Source organism: Ruegeria discodermiae (genome assembly GCF_030758345.1).
GTDB lineage: Bacteria > Pseudomonadota > Alphaproteobacteria > Rhodobacterales > Rhodobacteraceae > Ruegeria_C.
Genome location: NZ_JAVAMO010000001.1, coordinates 720,060 through 742,148 on the forward strand (window position 1 = coordinate 720,060; position 22,089 = coordinate 742,148).

The window sequence follows — 22,089 nt, forward strand, 5'->3', positions numbered from 1 at the left end:
GCACCGGTTTGGCATAGTTTCGCCGGTGTGAAGGCAAGGAGACTCCCCCAATGGCCACAGCCCAGGACAGATTGCAAAATCTCGCGCGGAACTATGCCCTGGCCTGGAGTTCCGGCAACCCCGATTACGTGGCCAGCTTTTTCGCCCCCGGCGGCCAGATCACCATCTATCGCAGCGCGCCGCTGGTCGGTCAGGCTGCGGTGGCGGAAGTGGCCAAGGGTTTCTTTACCGAATTCCCCGATCTCGACATGACCTGCGATACGATGCGCAAGGCGGGTGACCATGCGCTCTTTGCCTGGACGCTGCAGGGCACCCATGCCGAAACCGGCAATCAGGTCACCATACGAGGCTGGGAAGAGTGGGAGATGGACGCGGATCTGCGCATCCGGTCAGCCCATGTCTGGTTCGACCCCGACGATCACCAGCGCCAGATTGACGGGCGCTAAGGACTCTCGCAGAACTTCCGAAAGGTTCTGGCAAAAGAATCCGACATTGATTGCGCCTTACAAAAGTTACTTGATAAAGGATTCTATTTTGCTGAAGCCGCCAAAGCCTCTGCCTTCAGCAGCCGCCAGAAACGCGTCTGAGACGCAAAACCGGTCGCCCAAAAAGCGGTCAGCAAAGACGTGCCGCCCCTTGATCTTGTCGCTGCGCCAGACAAGTTTAGGCCAGGCGTTACTGCTGTAGAACCCGATCTTGCCCCTGCGCATCACGGGCTCCACACTCGACTCATCAACGATGATCCCGTCTTCAATGAAATCCGCAAACTTGTGCAGGAAATAGGCATCCTCCAAGACGCGCCCGTCATTGCAATGCAGAATAACGGGATAGTAGTGACTGTGGCCCGGGTCCATCTCCTCAATCAGATCGCGAAATGCGCGGCTGACAAGGTGTACTCCCAGACCTCCGCCACGCATGAAGTGAGTAAATTCAGTCTGATCGGATGTTTGCACGAAATGAATCGGAAGCAGTTTCGGATCGCCGCTAAAGCGCGGCGATGAAACACCTTCTATGAAGCCTTGCCTGCCGGTCTTGGTGTCCAGCATCGCCCATGTCACATCTTCTTCGTCCGAGATGCTCTCGTGCAAAATCCAAGGCATCACCACTCTCCTGCCTGATCTTTTGTCTAAACGCCGCGCTTCAAGCAGCACATCGCGGGATCAAAGCGCCGCGAATTGCGCCTCTTGCTTGTCGGTCCAGAGCACGAGGATCTCGAACCCCTCCTCGGTCTGTTTCTCACTCTGGATCAGGTCCTGCTCAAACAGCCAAGCCCGTTTGCGGCCGTCGGAAAAGCCCAGCCGCAGCACCGTTTCGTGGCGCGCGCCTTGCAGCTCGACCGCAATCCGGTCCAGCAGCGCATCAATCCCTTCGCCGGTCACCGCCGAGATTGCAAAGACCCCGTCCTCGCGCCCGGCGCGGGTTGCGATGCTGTCACGCATCTCATCGGGCAGCTGGTCAATCTTGTTCCAGATCTCCAGCCCCGGTCGGTCCTCCTCGACCCCCAGAGAAGTCAGGATGGCTTCGACATCCGCCGCCTGCGCCTCGGTCTCATCATGGCTGATATCGCGCACATGTAGGACCAGATCAGCGGCCAGAACCTCCTCCAACGTGGCGCGGAAGGCGGCGACCAGTTCGGTCGGCAGGTTCGAGATGAAGCCCACCGTGTCCGACAGGATCACCTCGGGTCCATCGGGCAATTGCACCCGGCGCATGGTGGGATCGAGCGTGGCGAACAGCATGTCCTTGGCCATCACCTCGGCCCCGGTCAACCGGTTGAACAGCGTCGACTTGCCCGCGTTGGTGTACCCCACCAGCGCGACAATCGGGTATGGCACCTTGGCCCGCGCCTTGCGGTGCAGCTCACGCGTCTTGACCACTTTCTGCAATTGGCGGCGCAGACGCACCAACTGGTCGTCAATGGCGCGGCGGTCAGCCTCGATCTGGGTTTCGCCGGGGCCGCCGACAAAGCCGAGCCCGCCCCGCTGGCGTTCCAGGTGGGTCCAGGCCCGCACCAACCGCGTGCGCTGGTAGGACAAAGCGGCCATTTCGACCTGCAACACGCCTTCTCGTGTCCGCGCGCGGTCCGAGAAAATCTCAAGGATCAGCCCGGTCCGGTCGAGGATCTTGACCTTCCACGCCTTTTCCAGATTGCGCTGCTGAACCGGGCTCAGCGGGCCGTCGATCAGCACCAGCTCAACCTCGGCGGCTTTAACTTCGGCGGCCAGTTCCTCGATCTTGCCGGAGCCAAAGAGATATCCGGGCTGCGGTTTTGCAAGCCGCACGATACCGGACCCGATCACATCAAGATCGGGCAAGGCCGCCGCAAGGGCCACGGCTTCTTCCAGCGCCGGTTCGGGTGTCCGGCGCTCGGCGTCTGATCGGATATCGGGATGCAGCACCCAGGCTCGGGTGCGCGCCCTCTCATGCTCCATCAAGTGGCGTCTTCGCCCTCGTACAGGCTGATCGGTTGTGCCGGCATGATGGTGGAGATTGCATGCTTATAGACCAGCTGCGATTGACCATCGCGCCGCAACAGCACGCAGAAATTGTCAAACCAGGTGATGACACCTTGCAGTTTCACGCCGTTGATCAGGAAAATTGTGACTGGAACTTTGGTTTTTCTAACATGGTTCAGGAAGGCATCCTGAAGATTCTGTCTGTCCGAAGCCATTAATTCTGTTCTCGCCTTTGTTCTTGCGACGCGCTGCGGACCAACGCGCTCCCTCTGAGGACCGAGTATGGAGTGCCCGCAAGGGATATTCCAGACGAAAAATCAACAATGGCAACGCAGTGGCAAAACTGTTCAGTTGCGCCACAGGTCCGGTGTGATCAGCGCGATGATCGCCAATGTCTCAAGCCGCCCGACCACCATGGCGATGCACATGATCAGCTTGGCCCAGGCGTTGAGATCGACCAGCCGGATCGAGATTTCGCCGGACATGTCGATCAGCGGACCGGTGGTGGACAGCGTGGCGATGCTCAGCACCAGCGCCTGATCGAAGCTGAGGCCAAAGGCGGCCAGGAGCGCGCTGACCACGGCCAGCGAGATCGCAAAGAGCATGAAGAAGATCCAGGCGATGAACGCCCCGTCCCGCCGGATGCGGCGGTTTCCCTTGTCGCCTGAATCGACCGAGGATGGGTGAACCAGCTTCTCCATCTCTCTGTAACCGTTGAGATAAAGCGCATAGACCCGCAACAGTTTCACACCGCCCGCAGTGGTGGCAACCCCGCCGCCGATCAGTGCGAGGCCCAGCAGGATCAGACCGGGATTGCCCAGCCCCGACCATTGCCGCGCCTCCTCCCAATCGGCGCTGACAAAACCGGTTGTGGTCAGAAAGGACATCACCGTGAATACTGAGCCCCAGAGCGAGCGCAGGGCGAATTCCACGGTCACCACGATGTCGATCTCGAAGGCGGCCAGCCAGTGCCGCAGAAACAGCAGCAGCGGTAAGCCAAAGACAATCGCAACGCCGATGCGGAATTCCGGGTCCTTGTCGAGACGCGCGTGGCCACTGGTGGCGGTGTCGCTGGAAAAGGTCAGGCGCGACAGGGCAAAGAACATGAACAGGAACAGGATCGCCTCGCCGGTGATGCCCGAGGTCGACCCGGCGATTCCCCCGACCGGCGAAATCCCGGAGGTCGCCAGGATCGACATGGCATGACAGACTGCCGTCAGATGCGCCTCGCCCGCGATCAGGAGCAGCACGCAGACCACCGCCGTCAGCCCTAGATAGACCGGTGCCAGCGTGCGACTGATCCGCAGCAAGCGGCCGCGCGGGTCAGCGCGTTCGCTCTGCGCCGCGCCCGGTACGGCGCGGCCCGGCTGGCCGCGCGCTGTCACCTCGAAGCCCCCCAGCGACAGCGGCGCCAGAATGGCCGCCGCCGCAATCCACATGACCAGCCCGCCCATCCAGGCCACCAGCGCCCGCCACAGATGCAGCGACGGTGCCAGTCGCCCCGGCTCGGTGAACAGGTTTGCGCCGGTGGTGGTGATCGCGCTGACCATGTCGAAATAGGCGTTCAAAAAACTCGTGGTGCGCAACGCGTCGTGAAACGGCACTGCCAGAAACAGCGGCAGCAGCGCAAATGTCGCCATCAGTGCCAGCAACTGCCCCAATGTGCCACGCCGCGACCGGCGGCCCTGCAGCGCCAACGAGATCATGGTGACCACCGTCAACCCCACGATGCCGGAATAGAAAAACGACCGCGACACATCGTGGTCATTCTGGATCAGCGCCATCACCGCCGGAATCCACATCAGCAGCGAGGCAACGCCCCAGATCAGCAGAAACAGCGGCAATTGCCGCACCAGGCTGATCTTCTGAGCGCTGCGTGCCATCAGAAGAAGTCGATCGAGACCTGCATCAGGCGTTCGACCTCCGGCACGTCCTTGGCCATGGCGAAGAGCGCGATGGTGTCACCCTCTTCGATGCGCAAGCCCCCCGAGGGGCGCACGACCTCGTCCCCCTTGCGCAGCGCGCCCACAAGCACGCCTTCGGGAAAGTCGATATCGCGGAGTTTCTGGCCCGCCATGGGCGAGGTCGACAGCACTTCGGCCTCGATCACCTCGGCCTCGGCATCACCGATAGAATAGACCTGCCGCACCCGCCCATGGCGGATGTGGCGCAGGATCGAGCTGACCGTGGTGGCGCGCGGGTTGATATAGGCGTCAATGCCCAGCGGCGTCATCAAAGGCACCAGCGTCGGGTCGTTGATCAGCGCGATGGCGAGCGGGCAGCCCTCGGCCTTGGCGCGCACGGCGGCCAGCAGGTTGGTCTTGTCATCATCGGTTACTGCCAGCATCGCATCGGCACGCGATATCCCGGCCTCGGACAAAAGCGAGGCATCCAGCCCGTCCCCGTTCAGCACGATGGTGCGTTCCAACGCTTCGGCCGCCATCTCAGCGCATTTGCGGTCGCGCTCGATCACCTTGGCGCGGATGCGTGTCTTGTGCTGCTCCAGCGTGCTGGCGACCTCCAGCCCGACATTGCCACCACCGACGATGACCACCCGGTCCTGCTTGCCGTGCTTCTTGCCGAAGATCTCCATCGTGCGTTCGACATCGTCCACATGGGAGAAGACATAACATTCATCGCCGGTGAAGATCTGATCGCCCGGTTCCGGCGCAAAGAGCGATCCCTCGCGCCGGATTCCGACCACGATGGTGCGCAGCGTCGAAAACAGATCGGTCAACTGCCGCAGGGGCGTATTCACGATGGGGCAATCCTCGTCCACCGAAATGCCCAGCAGCTGCGCGTCGTCATCCATGAACAATTCGGTATCAAATGCGGCTGGCACCGACAGGCGGCGCATCGCGGCGGCCGCCACTTCGCGTTCGGGGCTGATCACCACATCAATCGGCAGGTGGTCGCGGCGATAGAGGTCGGAATAGATCGCCGTCAGATAAGATTGTGAGCGCAGCCGCGCGATCTTGCGCTGGATGCCAAAGACCGAATGGGCCACCTGACAGGTCACCATGTTGACCTCGTCGGAATGGGTGGCGGCGATGATCATATCCGCATCCTTGGCCCCGGCCCGGTCCAGCACATCAGGATAGCTGGCAAACCCCGAAATCCCCTGTACATCCAGCGTCTCGGTGGCGCGCCTGACCAGGTCGGGATTGTTGTCGACTACGGTCACGTCGTTCAACTCGCCCGAGAGATGGCGGGCAATCTGCCAGCCCACCTGCCCGGCCCCACAAATGATGACCTTCATCGCACTGGTCCCTTCATGCCGGATTTCTGAATGACAGAAGCCCAAATCAGGGTCAATTGAATTGTCAGATCAGCAACATTGCGCCACAGTAAGCCTATGAAAATGCTGGTTCGGATTGTGTTCTTTGGGGTGTTTCTCGCGGGATGCGGGCCGCTCTCGCTCTATTACAAGCCCGGCGTGTCTGTCACGCGCCAGCAGAACGACACCACAAACTGTCAGGTGCAGGCGCTTCAGGAGGTGCCCGTCAACACCCAGATCCGGCAAGGCCCACCGATCTACTATCCCGGCAACCGCTACTGCAATCGCGGCCAGTGCTGGCGCACTGGCGGCTATTGGGATCGTGGGCCGGTTTACTCCGTCGATGCCAACAAGGGCCTGCGCAATCGGGTGACGCAGATGTGTATGGCGCAAAAAGGCTATCAGCCGGTGCAGATCAAGCCGTGCAGCGCTGGCATCAAGGCGCAGGTACCACCGGGAGCAACGACACAGCTGCCGCCACTTTCAAGCACCTCCTGCTTCATCCGTAACGAGGATGGCAGCTATCAGATCGTGACGCCTCAACAGGCCAACTACCAGATCGTCACGCCGCAACAGGGCGGCTGAAACCAAGGCATTCGCAGTATGCCCCCTTTATGCCGCCGGTCCGCGTCGGCGCTTTCTCGGCAGTAACAAGCGCTGCCGCACCAGCTCGAAGGCCGCTCGATCCTACTCAATTAAGTAGATCGCCGCGTCCCCATTTTCGTAAACGAATTTCACCGCAGACTTCGAGACCGCCACATCAGGGCAATACTGGGGATAATGTTCCCCACGGTGCATGAACTCTTCACAATACCTGCTATCGACAAAGGCCCAGCTGCCGGTGCCAGTTCTATTGCCGTAACTAAACCCGTCGATTGACCCATCCCGTCCATACTTTCTGACATAGAATGTATCATTGCTGAAAAACAAATCACGGCCAGTGACAAAGCGTAGAAAATCAACCTCCGTCTTGATGGGCTGAAACACGCTTGAAGTGTTTTCGATTGTGCCAACCGATGTAACCGGAATACCCGCCTCCAGCGCCTTGTCCACTGCGCTGAAGTTATCGCCGTCGAATATATCGAGAACGGCCCTCTGAAGCAGATTGGTGTCTGCGATATTCTCATGATAGGCGCGAATTTCAGCGGTGAGCTTTTCTACATCCGCATAAGGGCTTTGCAGATCGGACTGCCGGGAGTCGATCTTTTGCAACGTCTGCCGCGAGCTCTGGGCGTCTTTTGTAGAAATGCTGGAGTCTTTGAGAAGTCCTACAATCTCGGTTTCGCGCCGCTTTAGTCCCGCCTCGTATTGTTCGAGCGTGATGCCCTCAATCTTGTCGCCCTGCACATGATCGCCAAGGACGGTCACGATATTTGTTGCTGCCACATCCTTGCCCGATCCCGAGGTCAGATAAGTCGCGATCACAAGAACTGAACCGACGACTGCGCAGATTGCGGCTATGGCGGCCCAATTGAAGTTGCCATTCTTGTCGGTGAAAAACGCATGATCCGAACTCGAACTGGTGTGCTGATTATAGGTATTGCTGCTGCAAATTGTTTCGGGCTTCAAATCGGATGCCCGCGCAGAAAGTAACATATTTCTTCGCAAACCAATAGCGGAGAGAGCCCCTTCCCGGTCGGGTGAATGCAGCCGAATATGCCGCGCTTCAATCCAAACGCGGCATATCCGAAAGCTCACGCGTCCTGGAGACGCTAGTCACAAGGGTCAAACCAGCCCCTATTCGGCGGCTTCGGTCACCTCTTCATCCACATGCGCAACCCGGTTGCCCGCCTTGTTCGAGGTGACCACGCCCAGCGATTTGAGTTTGCGGTGCAGGGCGCTGCGCTCCATGCCGACAAAGGAGGCGGTGCGGCTGATATTGCCGCCGAAGCGGTTGATCTGGGTCAGCAGATACTCGCGCTCGAACGCCTCGCGCGCCTCACGTAGCGGCAGTGTCGCAAGGGCGCCAGAGAGCACAACGCGCCCGTCTTCGCTTTCGCGTTCTTCTTCGCTGGGCAGTTCGCGCGCCTCGATGGGACCGGTACTGTCACCCAGGATCAGGACCCGCTCGATCAGGTTCTTGAGCTGGCGCACATTGCCCGGCCAGGCCATGGTCTGCATCAGCGCGATCGCCTCGTCGCTTAAGGGTCGCGCCGTAAGCCCCTGGGTTTCATTGCACATCTCGATGAAATGCTCGGCCAGCAGCGGAATGTCCTCGCGCCGCTCCTCCAGTGAGGGTACTGCGATCGGCACCACGTTCAGGCGATGGAACAGCTCTTCGCGGAACCGCTCGGCGCGGATTTCCTCCTCCAGATCCTTGTTCGTCGACGAGATCACCCGCAGATCGACACGGACCTTGTCGGAACCGCCAACGCGCTGGAATTGCTGATCGACCAGCACCCGCAGAATCTTGGACTGGGTGCCCAGCGGCATATCCGCCACCTCATCGAAATAGACCACCCCACCATGGGCCTCTTCCAGCAGGCCCGGTTCGACCCCGCGTTCGGCGGTTTCGCGGCCGAACAGCACCTCTTCGACCCGCTCAGGCTCGACGCCCGCGCAGTTCACGGTGACAAAGGGGCCGTTGGCGCGGTTCGATTGCGCGTGTACGAAGCGCGCGGCGATCTCCTTGCCGGATCCCGCCGGACCGCTCAGCATCACGCGCCCGTTCGAGCGGGTGACTTTTTCGAGCTGCCCCAACATCGACCGGAAGGCCGCGGAATTGCCGATCATATCGGCATTGGTCACTTCGCGGCGTTTGAGCGCGCTGTTCTCGCGGCGCAGGCGCGAGGTTTCCATCGCGCGCCGGATCACCACCATCAACTGATCGATGTTGAACGGCTTCTCGATGAAGTCATAGGCCCCCTGTTTGATCGCGGCGACCGCAATCTCGATATTGCCATGCCCCGAGATGATAACCACCGGAATGTCCGGGTTGTCGCGCTTGACCGCCTTGAGGATGTCGATCCCGTCCATGCGGCTGTCTTTCAGCCAGATATCCAGGATCAGCAGCCCCGGAGGTTCGGCATTGATGGCCGCCATGCAGTCATCGGAATTGCCCGCCAGCCGGGTGGCATAGCCCTCATCTTCGAGAATATCGGAAACCAGTTCGCGAATGTCGCGTTCGTCGTCAACGATCAGAATATCACTCATCTTGCCCCGCTTTCACCTTTTTACCGGTTGTTTGTTTGGATGACGCGGATTTCCGGGCCGCGTCCTGCCCGGGAAGGCGGATCACGGCCATGGCGCCGAAATGATCCTGTCCTTCAAAGATCGGCGCATCTTCCAGCGCCAATGTTCCACCATGTTCTTCAATGATTTTCTTGACGATGGGCAGGCCCAGCCCGGTGCCCTCGTCTCGGGTCGTCACGTAAGGCTCAAAGAGCCGTGCGCGATCCTCGGGCAGGCCGATGCCGTTATCAGCGATGGTGATCAGGTTGCCGTCACCGCTGCTGCTCAACGTCACCTGAATCTCTGGGACCAGATTGCCAGGTGCGCCTTTTTCCTTAAGCGTTTCAATCGCTTCGCCTGCGTTTTTGATCAGGTTCGTCAACGCCTGGCTGAGCATGGTTGCATCCACATCGCTCATCAGCGGACCGTCGGGCAGCGTGGCCGAAACCTTTACATCCGGTTGCCCGGTCTGCTGCAACAGCACCGCGTCGCGCACCAGCTGGTTGATATCTTCATCCCGGCGCACCGGTTCGGGCATCCGCGCGAATTTCGAGAACTCATCCACGATGCGGCGCAGATCGTTGGTCTGGCGGACGATCACATCGGTCATCGACACCAGCGTGTCGGCATCACCCTCGTCCAACTGGCGCGCAAATTTGCGTTTGATGCGCTCGGCGCTGAGCTGGATCGGGGTCAGTGGGTTCTTGATCTCATGTGCGATCCGCCGCGCCACGTCACCCCAGGCCGCCATCCGCTGGGCGCTGACCAGATCGGTGACGTCGTCAAAGGCCACCACATAACCTTCCAGCCGCCCCTCTTCGCCGCGCCGTGTCGCCATCCGCACCAGCAGGTTCTCGGCGCGGCCCTTGCGGGTGACCTTGACCTCACCCTGACCTGTTTCGTTGCCGCCCTCCTTGAGCGCCTCGAAGAGAGGCAGGAATTCGGGCACGGCGACGCCAATGGCCGGGTTGCGACCACCGCCGGACCAGTCCAGCAGACGTTCTGCAGAGCGGTTCACGAAGGTCACACAGCCATCCGGGTCCAGGCCGACAACGCCCGAGGTGACCGAGCTGAGCACCGAGTCAAACAGTCTGCGGCGGCTTTCGATCTGGCGGGTGTTTTCCAGAAGCGTGTCGCGCTGGCCTTTGAGTTGGCGGGTCATCTGGTTGAAATAGCGCCCCAGCATGGCGATCTCGTCGTCGCCCTTCTCCTCGACCACCTGCACAGCCAAATCGCCCGCCCCCACGCGCTGCGCCGCCGTGGTCAGACGCCCCACCGGGCGCGACAGGCGCTCGGCAAACCAGAGGCCCAGCCAGACCGCCGCGAGGATCAGGATCAGCGCAAAGCCCAGATAGAGCAGGCCAAATTCGAACAGCACTCGACCCCGTTCGCTTTCAAGTTGCTGGTAGAGCCGCACGGTTTCCTTGGTGTCATCCAGCAGGTTCAGTATTTCGCCATCCACCACGCGGCTGACATATAGATAGCGGTCAAGATAGGCATAAAGCGGCACGATGGCGCGGAATTCGTTATTGTCCCAGTCCTGAATGATCAACTCGCCATTGATCTCGGCCTCAGACACCTGCTCGGGCGTGGGCGCCTCAAAACCAAACAGGTAAGACCGGTCGCCCCGCACCCTGATCTCGCCCGTGCCGTCGATGATATAGGCCTCTTTCAGACCGCGCTGGATCTGCGCCTGCCCCTGTGCCAGCACCTCGCGCAGCTCGGCGTCGTTGATGTAGAAATCGATCGCGCGGGCCTGATCCAGGAACCGCCCCAGCGCCTGCGCGTCCTGGCTGAGGTCCTCGCGATGTTCCAGTTCATAGGCCTCAGCCGCAGCAAGTGAGTTGCCGACCACCTGACGCACCCGGTCCGAGAACCAGCCCTCAAGCCCGATATTCACTGTGAGCCCGGCAAAGATCGCCACGGTCACGGTGGGCACAAGCGCCAGAAAGGTGAAAACGCCTATCAGTCGCAGGTGCAGGCGTGAGCCCGCCGATTTCGCCCGTCGTGCCGCAATCAGCCGCCCGACCTGCGCCAGCACCAGCGCCGCCAGAACAAGAATATAGACCAGATCAGTAAGAAGGATCAGTCGCAGGGTCGGCCCCGAAACATCCAACTCGAACGGGCCGATCACCAGATAGGTGGCAAGCGTCAGGATGGGCCCAAGAACAACAAGACCCAAGGTCCCGAAATTACGGACCTTTCGGGATCTACTCCACTGGCTCAGTGATGGAATTGGCCCGTTCTGTGACCAGGTTGCCACCTGCTGCCCTCATACTGATGTGTCGCCGAAGCGACGTACCGCCATATCTCGTGGTCGTTTCCAGGTCGAAACCCGTTTGCCACGGTTTGTGTGGCGATATTACATCAGTTTGCGTCTGCGTGTCACCTTTATATCGAGGTCCGAGATCTTTTTTCTCAGCGTATTCCGGTTGATCCCCAAAAGATCGGCGCATTTCGCCTGGTTTCCACCGGTCGCGTCCAGCGCGATTTCTATAAGCGGGCCTTCAACTTCGCGCAGAATCCTCTGGTACAATCCCGGCGGTGGCAGCATCCCGCCATGCAAGTCGAAATAGCGCCGTAAATGCCGCCCGACAGAGGCGGACAGCTTCTCGCTGTCACCGCCGCCAAGGGCGGGTTCCGCCTCTGGCTGACTACCCAGGACCGACTCGACCTCGGCGCGGGTGATCTCTTCGGCGCGGCTGGTCAGGCCCAAGCGTCGCACCGCGTTTTCCAACTGGCGCACATTGCCGGGCCAGGAATAGACCCGCACCAGCTCATGGGCCTCCTCGCTGAGCCAGCGTTTCGGCGCGCCCTCTCGTTCGGCCCGGCCCAGGAAATGCTCGGCCAAGAGCGGGATGTCTTCGACCCGTTCGCGCAGAGCCGGAACCTCTACCGTTGCGCCGCTGAGCCGGTAATAGAGGTCCTGCCGCACCCGCCCGGTTTCCATCGCTGCGGCCAGATCATCCTGGCTGGTGGCCATGAAGCGCGGCACGTGATCGCCCGGCGCATCCATCATGCGCACGATCCGGGCCTGAATCTCATCCTCGATATCAGAGACCTCGTCGATCAGCAGCGTGCCCCCCTTGACCCGCGCCAGCACCCGTGCCGGGCCCTCAAGATCCTGCAGATCGGCGGCGGTCACGGTGACGAAGGGCAAGGTCCGCCGGTCAGAAAAGTCGTGAATAGCTCGCGCGATCAAGGACTTACCGGTGCCACTTTCACCGGAAATCAACACCGGCAAATCGGTGTTCATCACCCGCGCCACCAGCCGGTAGAGCGATTGCATCGCCGGTGTCCGCCCGACCAGCGGCAGCTCATCCGGGCGGGTATCGTCCTCTGGCGGGGCCTCGGCCGGGCTGCGGCGTCGCTGGTCCAGCGCCCGCGCGGTACGCTTCATCAGGTCCGGCAGGTCGAACGGTTTGGGCAGGTAATCATAAGCGTCAGCCTCAGCCGCCTGAATCGCGGTCATAATGGTGTTCTGGGCCGAGATCACGATCACCGGCAGACCGGGGCGGTCCTCGTTGATCTTGGGCAGCATTTCCAGCCCGTTGCCATCCGGCATGACCACATCCGAGATCACCAGATCGCCCTTGCCTTCGCCCACCCAGCGCATCAGCGTGGTCAGCGACGAGGTGGCATGCACCTTGCACCCTGCCCGTGTCAGTGCCTGTGTCAGAACCGTGCGGATCGTGCGGTCGTCATCCGCGACCAGAACCGTGCCATCCATCAGGTCTTCTCCTCTATGTCATAGCCGCGCGGCACCCGAGGCAGCGACAGCCGAAAGACGGTCCGCCCTGGAACCGACGTGACCGAAATCCATCCATTGTGGTCCGAGATAATCTTGCTGACCAAAGCCAGCCCCAGCCCCGTGCCGTTCTCACGCCCCGACACAAACGGGTCGAACACGTCATTGCGAATGTCTTCCGGCAGTCCCGGCCCGTCATCGATGATCTCGACCTGCAGCGGCAGGGACTGGCCGGTGCCATCACTGCGGCGCAGGCGGAAGGAATGTTCGAAATAGCTGTGCAGGCGGATCGTGCCGCCCTTGGGCTCCGCTGCCTCGGACGCGTTGCGCAACAGGTTCAACACCACTTGCAACAGCTGGTCAGGGTCACCAATGGCCAGCGGCAGCGAAGGGTCGTAATCCTCGATCATTTTCATATGCGCGCCGAACCCCAGCAGCGCCGAGCGCCGCGCCCGGTCCAGCACGTCATGGATATTGACCGGGCGGAAATCCGGCGGGCTGAGATTGCCGAACTGTTCCACCTGTTCCAGCAGCTTCACGATGCGGCGGCTTTCGGCCACGATCAGATCGGTCAGTTCCAGATCGTCTGGGCTGAGGTTCATGCTGAGCAATTGCGCGGCGCCGGTGATGCCAGCCAACGGGTTCTTGATCTCATGGGCCAGCATCTCGGCCATGCCGATCGCCGATTGCGCGGCAGATTTCACCGTATGGCTCTGAGTCATCCGCCCGGCCAGTTCGCGGGGCGAGATCAGCATCAGCATCTTGCCCGGCTGCCCCAGCAGCGGCGCGATCTGCAGGGCGCATTGCAAAGGCGCGCGGCTGCCGGTGCCCACGTCGATATCGTTGACAAAAAGCGGCGTTCCGTTGTGGCGGGCTCGCTCGAACGCCTCTTCTATCGGCGCGTCGATGGCGATCAGGTCCCAGACCGGCGTGCCGACCACCGACTTGACCGAAGCGTTCAGAAACCCCTCGCCAGCGGAATTGGTATCCTCGATGCGGTCCTCTGCAGAGATCACAAAGGCGGGGACTGGCAGCGAGGCCCAGATGGTTGGATCGGTGTTCATGCGGCCTGCTCTCCCTGCCCGTCCAGCGCCAGTGGCAGCAGGCGCAGCACGTCGCGCGGATCGCGGCTGGTCAGGACATGACGGCGCAGCACCGGCGGTGTTCCGGCCCGGTCCATGTACCAGCCCAGATGTTTGCGGGCGACGCGCAGCCCCAGATCGGGGCCGTAAAAGCCCAGCATCGCCTCGTAATGGGCAGAGACCATGTCGACCAGCGCCGGGCCGGTCGGAATATCCGGATAAGCCGAAGACCCAAGCGAGGCCGCAATCTCGGCCAGCAGCCAAGGCCGCCCCTGCGCACCGCGCCCCACCATGACCCCATCCGCGCCAGAGCGTTTGAGCGCCATCCGGGCCGAAGCCAGATCGACGATATCGCCGTTGGCGATTACCGGGATCGACACCGCCTGTTTCACCGCGTTTATCGCCTGCCAATCGGCATGGCCCTTGTAGAACTGGCAGCGCGTGCGTCCGTGAATGGTGATCATCCGCACCCCTGCCGCCTCGGCCCGGCGGGCGATCTCGGGCGCGTTCAGCAGGGCGTCATCCCAACCCAGCCGGGTTTTGAGCGTCACCGGTATTTCCACCGCGCCCACAACCGCCTCGATCAGGCTGAGCGCATGGTCGGGCGTCTTCATCAGGGCCGAGCCGGAATAGCCACTTGTCACCTTCTTGGCTGGGCAGCCCATATTGATGTCGATAATCCGCGCGCCCCGATCGGCCACCTGCCGCGCGGCTTCGGCCATCCATTCCGCATCGCGGCCCGCCAATTGAACGGCGGTGTTTTCCACATCGGCCCCGATCTCGGCGCGCTCACGCACGCCGGGCTTGGCCTGCACCATTTCCTGACTGGCCACCATCTCGCTCACCACCAGCCCGGCACCAAAGCGCATCACCAGATCGCGGAACGGGCGGTCGGTGATTCCGGCCATCGGGGCCAGGATCACAGGAGGTGAGATGTGTTTGTCGGCAAGACGCAAGGTCACTTTGCCCAATCCTTGTGCATTTTTCTAGGTGGTATCGAAACCCCGCCAAATGCACAAGAAAACAGGGCAGGAATTGCCTTGCGGCAAATTGGTTTGCATAATTTTTAAGCAGGCGATCGGAGTGATTGCCCTTGGCTCTCTCTGGTCCTAAACAGAGCCCGACCCCAGCAGGAGCTCACCGCCCATGACAACAGCTGCCATCATCGTTGCCGCCGGGCGTGGGCGTCGGGCCGGTGGCGAAACGCCCAAGCAATGGCGTGCGCTTGCCAGTCGGCGCGTGGTGGACTGGACGCTGGACCGCTTCCGCCTGCCTGAGATCACCCACATCGTTCTGGTCCTGTCGCCTGATGACGACCCGGCATGGGAAGAGTTTGGCGCAACCGATCTGCTGCTCGCCAAGGGTGGCACTGAACGGGCAGATTCGGTGCGCAACGGGCTGCAGGCGCTGGCCGGGCGCGGTGTCACGCGGGTGCTGATCCATGATGTGGCACGGCCTTGCGTGACTGCGGCGCTGATCCGCACGGTTATACAGGCGCTTGACAGTCACGACGCCGCCGCGCCGGGTCTGGTGGTCACCGATGCGCTCTGGTCGGGCGCGGACGGATTTGTCGAGGGCACACGGGACCGTGCCGGGCTTTTTGCGGCGCAGACGCCGCAGGGGTTCGACTATGATCTGATCTGCGCCGCGCATGAGGTCCGCTCGGGCGAGGCCGCCGATGATGTGGAAGTGGCGCGCGCGGCGGGCATTAAGGTTGCCATCGTTCCCGGCGAGGCAGACAATCTAAAGATCACGCGGGCCGAGGATTTCGCTCGCGCAGAAAGGGTATTGAGGCGCGACATGGATGTGAGACTGGGCAATGGCTATGACGTGCATCGCTTTGGGCCGGGCGATCACGTGATCCTGTGCGGCTGCCGTATCCCGCATGGGCGCGGGCTGCAGGGGCATTCCGATGCTGATGTGGGCATGCATGCGGTCACCGACGCGATCTATGGCGCGCTGGCGCAAGGCGATATCGGTCGTCACTTCCCGCCCTCGGACCCGCAATGGAAAGGCGCGGCGAGCGAGATTTTCCTGGCCCATGCGGTAAGCCTTGCCGGAAACATGGGCTACCACATCGCCAATATCGACTGCACGCTGGTTTGTGAGCACCCGAAGATCGGGCCACATGCCGCTGATATGCAAACAGAAATGGCGCGGATCATGGGGCTGACGTCCGATCAGGTGTCGATCAAGGCCACCACCTCGGAACGGCTGGGCTTCACCGGGCGCGAGGAAGGCATCGCGGCGCTGGCCACCGCCTGCCTGGTGCGGTCATGAGCGCCGGGCGCGACCGCGCGGCGCGGCTTATCGCGACCGTGGGCGGCATCGGCTACCTGCGCCCCGCGCCGGGCACATGGGGCTCGCTTGCGGCGCTGCCCATGGCCTGGGTGCTGCATCAGCTGGGCGGCTTTCCCCTGCTGTTTCTGGCGACATTGCTGGCAGCGCTGGTCGGAAACTGGGCCACCCATGTGATGACCAAGGACAGCGACGACCACGACCCCTCCGAAATCGTGATTGACGAGGTGGCCGGGCAGTTTCTAGCGCTCTGGGCGGTCTCGGCCCCGGCCTGGGCGCATGGGCTGGATATCTCTGCGCTCTGGCCCGGCTGGATCGCGGCGTTTCTGCTGTTTCGGCTGTTTGATATCATCAAGCCCGGCCCTGTCGGCTGGGCCGACCGGCGCGGCGATCCGCTGGGCGTGATGCTGGACGATCTGATTGCCGGGATTTTCGCGGCCATCGGCGTCGCCGCACTGGCCTTCCTGTCGCATGGGGTGCTGGGGCTGTGACTGCCGAGGCGCTCCTCTCGCTTGCCCGCGCGCGTGGTCTGCGGGTCTGCACCGCCGAAAGCTGCACGGGCGGCATGGTGGCCGCCGCGCTGACCGACATCGCGGGCAGCTCGGATGTGGTCGAATGCGGCTTTGTCACCTATTCCAACGCCGCCAAGCAGCAGATGCTGGGGGTCCGCGCCGAAACGCTGGCCGCTCATGGCGCTGTATCCGAGGAAGTAGCGGCACAGATGGCCGAGGGCGCGCTGGCGCATAGCGCGGCGGATATCGCTGTGTCGATCACAGGCATTGCCGGTCCCGGCGGGTCCGAGTTCAAGCCCGAGGGGCGCGTCTGTTTCGGTGTTGCGGCAAAAGGCGCACCAACCAGAACCCAGACCATCGAGTTTGGCGCATTGGGCCGCGACAAGGTACGCGAAGCCGCGCGCGATCACGCGCTGGACTTTCTGGGCAAAGCCGCTTCGCGCAGCGATCAATAAGTGACCGTCACCACCAAATTCACGCCTAATTTTTACTCACTTTATAAAAAGCGCGCAAAATAGGCGGCTTTTCCACCCCCTGCCTCTTTTTTCCCCACAGATCCTCCGCTTGAACCGCCCACACCATCACTCATCCGCGATGCGGATGCATCGCTTGCAGGCAGGAAAGGAGAGCGGTTCATGAACGGAGCCGACACAGCCTGGATCATCGTGGCAACCGCGCTGGTCCTTTTCATGACATTGCCGGGACTGGCGCTGTTTTACGGCGGTCTCGTGCGCGCCCGCAACGTGCTCAGCGTTTTCATGCATTGTTTCTCGATCGCCTGTCTGATGAGTATTCTCTGGCTCGTCGCGGGCTATTCCATCGCCTTTGGTGGCGGCGCAAGCGGCTATTGGGGCGGGCTGGACAAGATGTTCCTGCTGGGTATCACGCCCGAGACCCTGGCAGGCACCCTGCCCGAGGTGCTGTTCTTTGCCTTCCAGATGACCTTTGCGATCATCACCCCGGCACTGATCGTCGGCGCCTATGTAGAACGCATCGGGTTTGGCTTTGTGCTGACCTTTTCGGCGCTCTGGATGCTGCTGGTCTATGCGCCGGTGGTGCATTGGATCTGGGGCGGCGGGTTCCTGTCCGATGGCGGCATATTCGGCGAGATCGGCGTGCGCGACTTCGCGGGCGGCATCGTGGTGCATGAGACCGCCGGTCTGGCGGCCCTTGTCATCGCCATCTTCCTCGGCCCACGCCGCAACCACACCACCCCACCGCACAGCCCCGGCTTCGTGATGATCGGCGCGGCGATGCTCTGGGTCGGCTGGTTCGGCTTCAACGGCGGTTCGCAACTGGCTGCTGATGGAGGAGCCGCAATGGCGCTGACGGTCACCCATATCTCGGCAGCAACCGCCTCGCTCAGCTGGGCGCTGTGGGAGAAGATCAAATATGGCAAGGCCTCAATGGTGGGTCTGGTCACGGGCACCATCGCCGGTCTGGCCTCGATCACACCGGCGAGCGGCTTTGTCGGCCCGGTCGAAGCGCTGATCATCGGCTTTGTCGCCGGAATCCTCTGTCAGGAAGCGGTGAATGTGGTGCGCAATATGCTCAAGATCGACGACACGCTGGATGTGTTTGCCGTACATGGCGTGGGCGGCATTTTCGGCACGATCATGATCGCCGTCTTCGGTCAGGGCGCATGGGCCGCGCAGCTTGGCGGGCTGGTGATTGTCGGGCTGTTCACAATCGTCGCCACCGCAATTCTGGTCAAACTGGTCGGGCTGGTCACGCCGCTGCGGGTAGATGCCGAGACCGAAACAAACGGGCTCGACCTCTCGGTACACGGAGAGCGGGCTTACGACATGACCAGCTAAGCCCACCTTTTGCTGTGTCAGGCCGGAAACGGCCGGAAAGCGGGTCCCGAACGCGGCCCGCTTTTCCTATTCTGCCATACGCGCGACAAGCTCGGCGGCCGACCCGCCGGTGCGCAACAGCGACCAGATCTCATCGCTGGCCTGCGCGCCGATCAGCTTGGCCGACTTGGCGCGCACCCGTTCCTCGCGCGTGGCGAGCGACAGCGGTTCCATCAGATCATGGCGCGCCTCCAGCCTTTGGCCGTCGCGACGCAACACGCTCAGATGCGCCTGGGTCTCACTCAGGGTCTCATCGGCCTCGACCGTGATGTGATCGCGCAGGCGCTGCAGCCTGGGGTCGGCGCAGACCTTTTCGCAGAAGCTGTCGAGCCGCGCCGTGTCATATCCCAGCGCGCGCATGGCCAGGACGGTGCGATAGGAGAATTTCGCGCCCAGCCCGGTCGTTGGCGCGGGCTGGTTGCAAACGCTCATCCAGCGCGGATGGGTTTTGACCGCCATTTCGGCCACTTCGGGTTCCGCAATATCAAGACTACGCGCGGCCTCAAGCGCCGCATGCAGCCCGTGACAGCAGGCGTGGAACTTGTGGCTGACCTGTTCGAACAGCCACGTCTCGCCGATCCCGTCCAGCGCCGCATCGCTGTCATCCGCGCCGTGATGGATGGCGCCAAAGCCGGTCGGCCCCTCCATCGCGTCGGGGTTGGCGATAAATCCGCGCAGAACCAGTTGCACCGCTTCGACCCCGCAACTTGCGGCGATCCCGGCATTATAGGGCTTGCCCATGGTGCCGAACTGCGCCTTGAGCCCTGCCGCGCGCGTTGCCGTCAGCCCGAATACCTGCGCCATCTGATCCGGCGTCAGCCCCGCCAGCCGCCCCGCTGCGGCTGCCGCGCCGAAGGCCCCGGCGGTGGCAGTCTGATGAAAGCCAGTCTGATAATGCCCCCGACCCAGCCAGAGACCGACGCGCACCGACAGCTCCATCCCGACCAGCGCCGCCTCCTGCAGATCGACCAGCGGCAGCTCGTGCAGCTCTGCCATGGCAAGTGCTGCAGGGATCACGGCGACCGAAGGGTGACCGATATGGGCAAAATGCGTGTCGTCATAATCCAGCGCGTGAGAGATGGTGCCATTGACCAGCGCCGCCGCGCGTGCGGGTGCAGCAGACCCGCCAAACAGATGCGCCTGCCCGACCCCGCCCTCAGCCAGCACCATATCGCGGATGATCAGCGAGACAGGCTCGGCCGCCCCCGCATGCCCCACGGAAAACCAGTCGAGAACCGACAGGGCGGTGATCAGACGCGCGGCGGTGCTGGTGTTGACGGGACCGGCGGCAAATCCGGCAAGCTCTGAGGTCAATCTGGTCATGGGCGCAGTCTAGCGCCGACCTGCCAGCGGTAAAGCCTAACCGTAGAGCGCGTGCGCCCGCTGCTCAAAGGCACGCACGATCCGATGCATCGCCTCGTTGAAGACCACACCGATGATTTTTTGCAGCACCGCGTTCTTGAATTCGAAATCCACATGGAAGGACACGTCGCAGCCACCGTCAGCGGCATCCGCGAAGGACCAGTTCGATTTCATGTATTTGAACGGGCCATCCAGATATTCGGTATCAATGCGGTGATCGGCGTCATAAAGCGTCACCCGGCTGCCGAATTTCTCGCGGAACACTTTGAACGAAATGACCAGATCGGCCTCCAGCACGCGTGCGCGGCCATCATCATAGGTGCGCCGCATGCGGGCCGCCGAACACCAGGGAAGGAATTCGGGGTATTTGCCCACATCCGCGACCAGATCATACATTTGCTGGGCGCTATATGGCAGGCGTCTGGTCTCGGAATGGGTTGGCATCAGGTCTGGCGTCTTCGTACATGACAATGGCGGGTGATGTCGTATGTTGGGCGCAAAAGATCAAGGGGGATGCCATGAGTGACCGCGCTTATGTGATAGATCAGATGATCTCGGCCAAGGCCATCGCGGCGCGGATCGAGGCGCTGTGCGATGAGATTGCGTCTGAATTCTCGGATACGGACAAGCTGGTCGTTGTCGGCCTCTTGCGCGGCAGTTTCGTGTTCATCGCCGACCTGGTGCGTGAGCTGGACCTGCCCATCGAGGTGGATTTCCTCGAAGCATCCTCCTACGGCGATTCGATGGAAAGCAGCCGCGAGGTCCGCATTCTCAAGGATTTGCGCGGCGCCATCGAAGGGCGCGATGTGCTGGTGGTCGAGGATATCGTCGATACCGGCCACACGCTGAACCACGTCACCAAACTGCTGCGCAGCCGCAAGCCCAAACGACTTAAATCCATCGCGCTGCTCGACAAGCCCAGCCGCCGCGAGGTCGATTTCCGCTCCGACTGGGTTGGGTTCGAGATTCCGGATGAATTTGTCGTCGGCTACGGCATCGATTACGCGCAGCGCAACCGCAACCTGCCCTTTATCGGCAAGGTGCGGTTCACCGAATAGCCGATAGCGTTTGACGAAAAGCCTGAGACATCAAGCATCACTTAACGCGTTGAAATCTATGATTTCAGGCAGCGTTAAGGGATTCAAGTTTTTCGCATAACGCTTTAGCCCTTGCGCCCGCTGAGCTTCGCTTCGCGCGCCTCGCGCAGGCGGGCGAAATCGTCTCCGGCGTGGTAGGAGGACCGGGTCAGCGGAGTCGCCGACACCATCAGGAAGCCTTTGCCGAAGGCTACCTTTTCATAGGCCGCAAACTCATCGGGCGTCACGAAACGATCCACCTTGTGATGTTTGGGCGTGGGTTGCAGATACTGGCCGATGGTCAGGAAATCGACATCCGCAGCGCGCATGTCATCCATCACCTGCCGCACCGCCTGCCCGTCCTCGCCCAGGCCGACCATGATGCCGGACTTGGTAAAGATCGACGGGTCCAGTTCCTTGACCCGCTGCAACAAGCGCAGGCTGTGGAAATACCGCGCGCCGGGGCGCACCTCGGGGTAAAGGCCGGGCACGGTTTCGAGGTTATGATTGAACACATCCGGTTTTGACTCGACCACGACTTCCAGCGCGCTGTCGTCGCATTTGATGAAATCGGGGGTCAGGATTTCGATTGTGGTTTTGGGGCTGCGATGGCGCACGGCGCGGATGGTCTGGGCAAAGTGATCGGCGCCGCCATCTTCCAGATCATCCCGGTCGACGCTGGTGATCACCACGTGATTGAGCCCCAGCTTCTGTACCGCATGGGCCACCCGGCCCGGTTCAAACGCGTCCAGCGTGTCGGGCTTGCCGGTGGCGATGTTGCAGAAGGTGCAGCCACGAGTACAGATCTCGCCCATGATCATCATGGTGGCGTGACCCTGAGACCAGCATTCGCCGACATTGGGGCAACCGGCCTCTTCGCAGACGGTGGTCAGGTTGTTATCGCGCATGATCTTGTGGGTTTCGGCATAGCCCTTGCCGCCGGGGGCCTTGACCCTGATCCAGCTTGGTTTCTTGGGCTGGGCATTGTCCGGGCGATGCGCCTTTTCGGGGTGGCGTTGCTCGGGGATTTTCAGATCGCGCACGGTTTTGCGTCCTCACCTAGGGTCAGCTTGCGTGTGCATACCATAATCCGTCCGGAGACAAACAGCCAGTGGCGCATGGCCGCTATGCAACGCCAATATGCAGACGCAGCATACTTGCCACCAAAAAACAGCTAACAACATGTTTTACATAATATTTACATACGTCGCTACTGCAGAAAGATCGACTTGAAACCGGTTTGGAATCATT

General features: G+C 61.6%; 21 protein-coding genes. 7 read left to right on the plus strand and 14 right to left on the minus strand.

What is annotated here, in order from left to right; all coding sequences use genetic code 11:
• Positions 1–50 precede the first annotated feature (50 nt).
• Positions 51–446, plus strand: coding sequence for a nuclear transport factor 2 family protein (locus tag Q5Y75_RS03570; protein WP_306194422.1), 396 nt, complete (start codon positions 51–53; stop codon positions 444–446).
• A gap of 66 nt (positions 447–512) precedes the next feature.
• Here the strand turns inward: Q5Y75_RS03570 and Q5Y75_RS03575 are convergent, their stop codons facing one another.
• The 5 genes from Q5Y75_RS03575 to trkA form a co-directional block, all read right to left on the minus strand.
• Positions 513–1,151, minus strand: a complete 639-nt coding sequence (locus Q5Y75_RS03575; RefSeq protein WP_306194425.1) for an imm11 family protein — start codon at positions 1,149–1,151, stop codon at positions 513–515.
• A 9-nt stretch (positions 1,152–1,160) separates the two neighbouring features.
• Positions 1,161–2,432: a GTPase HflX gene (hflX, locus tag Q5Y75_RS03580; RefSeq protein WP_306194427.1), complete on the minus strand. Its 1,272-nt coding sequence runs from the start codon at positions 2,430–2,432 to the stop codon at positions 1,161–1,163.
• Positions 2,432–2,671 (minus strand): RNA chaperone Hfq, encoded by a 240-nt coding sequence (hfq, locus tag Q5Y75_RS03585; protein WP_027260655.1) that lies wholly within the window; start codon positions 2,669–2,671, stop codon positions 2,432–2,434. The genes hflX and hfq overlap by 1 nt, the downstream gene beginning before the upstream one ends.
• 132 nt (positions 2,672–2,803) lie before the next feature.
• Positions 2,804–4,339, minus strand: coding sequence for a TrkH family potassium uptake protein (locus tag Q5Y75_RS03590; RefSeq protein WP_306194430.1), 1,536 nt, complete (start codon positions 4,337–4,339; stop codon positions 2,804–2,806).
• Entirely contained in the window at positions 4,339–5,715 is a 1,377-nt protein-coding gene (gene trkA, locus Q5Y75_RS03595; RefSeq protein WP_306194432.1) for a Trk system potassium transporter TrkA, read from the minus strand. Before trkA ends, Q5Y75_RS03590 begins: the two co-directional genes overlap by 1 nt.
• A gap of 96 nt (positions 5,716–5,811) precedes the next feature.
• Here trkA and Q5Y75_RS03600 point away from each other — a divergent pair, with 96 nt between their 5' ends.
• Entirely contained in the window at positions 5,812–6,318 is a 507-nt protein-coding gene (locus Q5Y75_RS03600) for a hypothetical protein (protein ID WP_306194434.1), read from the plus strand.
• 102 nt (positions 6,319–6,420) lie between these two features.
• Here the strand turns inward: Q5Y75_RS03600 and Q5Y75_RS03605 are convergent, their stop codons facing one another.
• The 6 genes from Q5Y75_RS03605 to dusB all read right to left on the minus strand — a co-directional run bounded on the left by Q5Y75_RS03605 (position 6,421) and on the right by dusB (position 14,696).
• Complete coding sequence (locus tag Q5Y75_RS03605) at positions 6,421–7,431, minus strand: hypothetical protein (protein WP_306194436.1); 1,011 nt, start codon at positions 7,429–7,431, stop codon at positions 6,421–6,423.
• A gap of 39 nt (positions 7,432–7,470) precedes the next feature.
• A complete protein-coding gene (ntrX, locus tag Q5Y75_RS03610; RefSeq protein ID WP_306194439.1) occupies positions 7,471–8,886 on the minus strand; it encodes a nitrogen assimilation response regulator NtrX in 1,416 nt (471 codons plus the stop codon).
• Positions 8,879–11,167 (minus strand): sensor histidine kinase NtrY-like, encoded by a 2,289-nt coding sequence (locus Q5Y75_RS03615; protein WP_306194441.1) that lies wholly within the window; start codon positions 11,165–11,167, stop codon positions 8,879–8,881. The genes ntrX and Q5Y75_RS03615 overlap by 8 nt, the downstream gene beginning before the upstream one ends.
• A 99-nt stretch (positions 11,168–11,266) precedes the next feature.
• On the minus strand, positions 11,267–12,634 hold the full coding sequence (locus tag Q5Y75_RS03620; RefSeq protein WP_306194443.1) for a response regulator: 1,368 nt from the start codon (positions 12,632–12,634) through the stop codon (positions 11,267–11,269).
• Positions 12,634–13,716, minus strand: coding sequence for a two-component system sensor histidine kinase NtrB (locus Q5Y75_RS03625; RefSeq protein WP_306194445.1), 1,083 nt, complete (start codon positions 13,714–13,716; stop codon positions 12,634–12,636). Before Q5Y75_RS03625 ends, Q5Y75_RS03620 begins: the two co-directional genes overlap by 1 nt.
• Positions 13,713–14,696 carry a tRNA dihydrouridine synthase DusB gene (gene dusB, locus Q5Y75_RS03630; RefSeq protein ID WP_306194447.1) on the minus strand — a complete coding sequence of 328 codons (984 nt, stop codon included), beginning with the start codon at positions 14,694–14,696 and terminating at the stop codon, positions 13,713–13,715. Before dusB ends, Q5Y75_RS03625 begins: the two co-directional genes overlap by 4 nt.
• Before the next feature lie 184 nt (positions 14,697–14,880).
• Here dusB and Q5Y75_RS03635 point away from each other — a divergent pair, with 184 nt between their 5' ends.
• The 4 genes from Q5Y75_RS03635 (at position 14,881) to Q5Y75_RS03650 (ending at position 18,361) form a co-directional block, all read left to right on the plus strand.
• A complete protein-coding gene (locus Q5Y75_RS03635) occupies positions 14,881–16,014 on the plus strand; it encodes a bifunctional 2-C-methyl-D-erythritol 4-phosphate cytidylyltransferase/2-C-methyl-D-erythritol 2,4-cyclodiphosphate synthase (RefSeq protein ID WP_306194449.1) in 1,134 nt (377 codons plus the stop codon).
• Positions 16,011–16,523, plus strand: coding sequence for a phosphatidylglycerophosphatase A family protein (locus tag Q5Y75_RS03640; protein ID WP_306194451.1), 513 nt, complete (start codon positions 16,011–16,013; stop codon positions 16,521–16,523). The genes Q5Y75_RS03635 and Q5Y75_RS03640 overlap by 4 nt, the downstream gene beginning before the upstream one ends.
• Complete coding sequence (locus Q5Y75_RS03645; protein WP_306194453.1) at positions 16,520–16,999, plus strand: CinA family protein; 480 nt, start codon at positions 16,520–16,522, stop codon at positions 16,997–16,999. Before Q5Y75_RS03640 ends, Q5Y75_RS03645 begins: the two co-directional genes overlap by 4 nt.
• 180 nt (positions 17,000–17,179) lie before the next feature.
• A complete protein-coding gene (locus Q5Y75_RS03650; protein ID WP_306194455.1) occupies positions 17,180–18,361 on the plus strand; it encodes an ammonium transporter in 1,182 nt (393 codons plus the stop codon).
• Positions 18,362–18,427: 66 nt separating this feature from the next.
• Here the strand turns inward: Q5Y75_RS03650 and Q5Y75_RS03655 are convergent, their stop codons facing one another.
• The gene (locus tag Q5Y75_RS03655) at positions 18,428–19,723 is read right to left on the minus strand and encodes an MmgE/PrpD family protein (RefSeq protein WP_306194456.1); all 1,296 of its coding nucleotides are present in this window, start codon (positions 19,721–19,723) and stop codon (positions 18,428–18,430) included.
• A 36-nt stretch (positions 19,724–19,759) separates the two neighbouring features.
• Entirely contained in the window at positions 19,760–20,206 is a 447-nt protein-coding gene (locus Q5Y75_RS03660; RefSeq protein WP_306194457.1) for a type II toxin-antitoxin system RatA family toxin, read from the minus strand.
• Positions 20,207–20,280: 74 nt separating this feature from the next.
• Here Q5Y75_RS03660 and hpt point away from each other — a divergent pair, with 74 nt between their 5' ends.
• Positions 20,281–20,820 (plus strand): hypoxanthine phosphoribosyltransferase, encoded by a 540-nt coding sequence (gene hpt, locus Q5Y75_RS03665; RefSeq protein ID WP_306194458.1) that lies wholly within the window; start codon positions 20,281–20,283, stop codon positions 20,818–20,820.
• Between the two features lie 104 nt (positions 20,821–20,924).
• Here the strand turns inward: hpt and lipA are convergent, their stop codons facing one another.
• The gene (gene lipA, locus Q5Y75_RS03670) at positions 20,925–21,881 is read right to left on the minus strand and encodes a lipoyl synthase (protein WP_306194460.1); all 957 of its coding nucleotides are present in this window, start codon (positions 21,879–21,881) and stop codon (positions 20,925–20,927) included.
• Between the last annotated feature and the right edge of the window lie 208 nt (positions 21,882–22,089).

What these genes read in the sequence shown, in the direction of transcription:
- Q5Y75_RS03570 (WP_306194422.1), top strand. Translation starts at nt 51, where the DNA reads ATGGCCACAGCCCAGGACAGATTGCAAAATCTCGCGCGGAACTATGCC.
- hflX (WP_306194427.1), bottom strand. Translation starts at nt 2,432, where the DNA reads ATGGAGCATGAGAGGGCGCGCACCCGAGCCTGGGTGCTGCATCCCGAT.
- hfq (WP_027260655.1), bottom strand. Translation starts at nt 2,671, where the DNA reads ATGGCTTCGGACAGACAGAATCTTCAGGATGCCTTCCTGAACCATGTT.
- Q5Y75_RS03590 (WP_306194430.1), bottom strand. Translation starts at nt 4,339, where the DNA reads ATGGCACGCAGCGCTCAGAAGATCAGCCTGGTGCGGCAATTGCCGCTG.
- trkA (WP_306194432.1), bottom strand. Translation starts at nt 5,715, where the DNA reads ATGAAGGTCATCATTTGTGGGGCCGGGCAGGTGGGCTGGCAGATTGCC.
- Q5Y75_RS03600 (WP_306194434.1), top strand. Translation starts at nt 5,812, where the DNA reads ATGAAAATGCTGGTTCGGATTGTGTTCTTTGGGGTGTTTCTCGCGGGA.
- ntrX (WP_306194439.1), bottom strand. Translation starts at nt 8,886, where the DNA reads ATGAGTGATATTCTGATCGTTGACGACGAACGCGACATTCGCGAACTG.
- Q5Y75_RS03620 (WP_306194443.1), bottom strand. Translation starts at nt 12,634, where the DNA reads ATGGATGGCACGGTTCTGGTCGCGGATGACGACCGCACGATCCGCACG.
- Q5Y75_RS03625 (WP_306194445.1), bottom strand. Translation starts at nt 13,716, where the DNA reads ATGAACACCGATCCAACCATCTGGGCCTCGCTGCCAGTCCCCGCCTTT.
- Q5Y75_RS03635 (WP_306194449.1), top strand. Translation starts at nt 14,881, where the DNA reads ATGACAACAGCTGCCATCATCGTTGCCGCCGGGCGTGGGCGTCGGGCC.
- Q5Y75_RS03640 (WP_306194451.1), top strand. Translation starts at nt 16,011, where the DNA reads ATGAGCGCCGGGCGCGACCGCGCGGCGCGGCTTATCGCGACCGTGGGC.
- Q5Y75_RS03650 (WP_306194455.1), top strand. Translation starts at nt 17,180, where the DNA reads ATGAACGGAGCCGACACAGCCTGGATCATCGTGGCAACCGCGCTGGTC.
- Q5Y75_RS03655 (WP_306194456.1), bottom strand. Translation starts at nt 19,723, where the DNA reads ATGACCAGATTGACCTCAGAGCTTGCCGGATTTGCCGCCGGTCCCGTC.
- Q5Y75_RS03660 (WP_306194457.1), bottom strand. Translation starts at nt 20,206, where the DNA reads ATGCCAACCCATTCCGAGACCAGACGCCTGCCATATAGCGCCCAGCAA.
- hpt (WP_306194458.1), top strand. Translation starts at nt 20,281, where the DNA reads ATGAGTGACCGCGCTTATGTGATAGATCAGATGATCTCGGCCAAGGCC.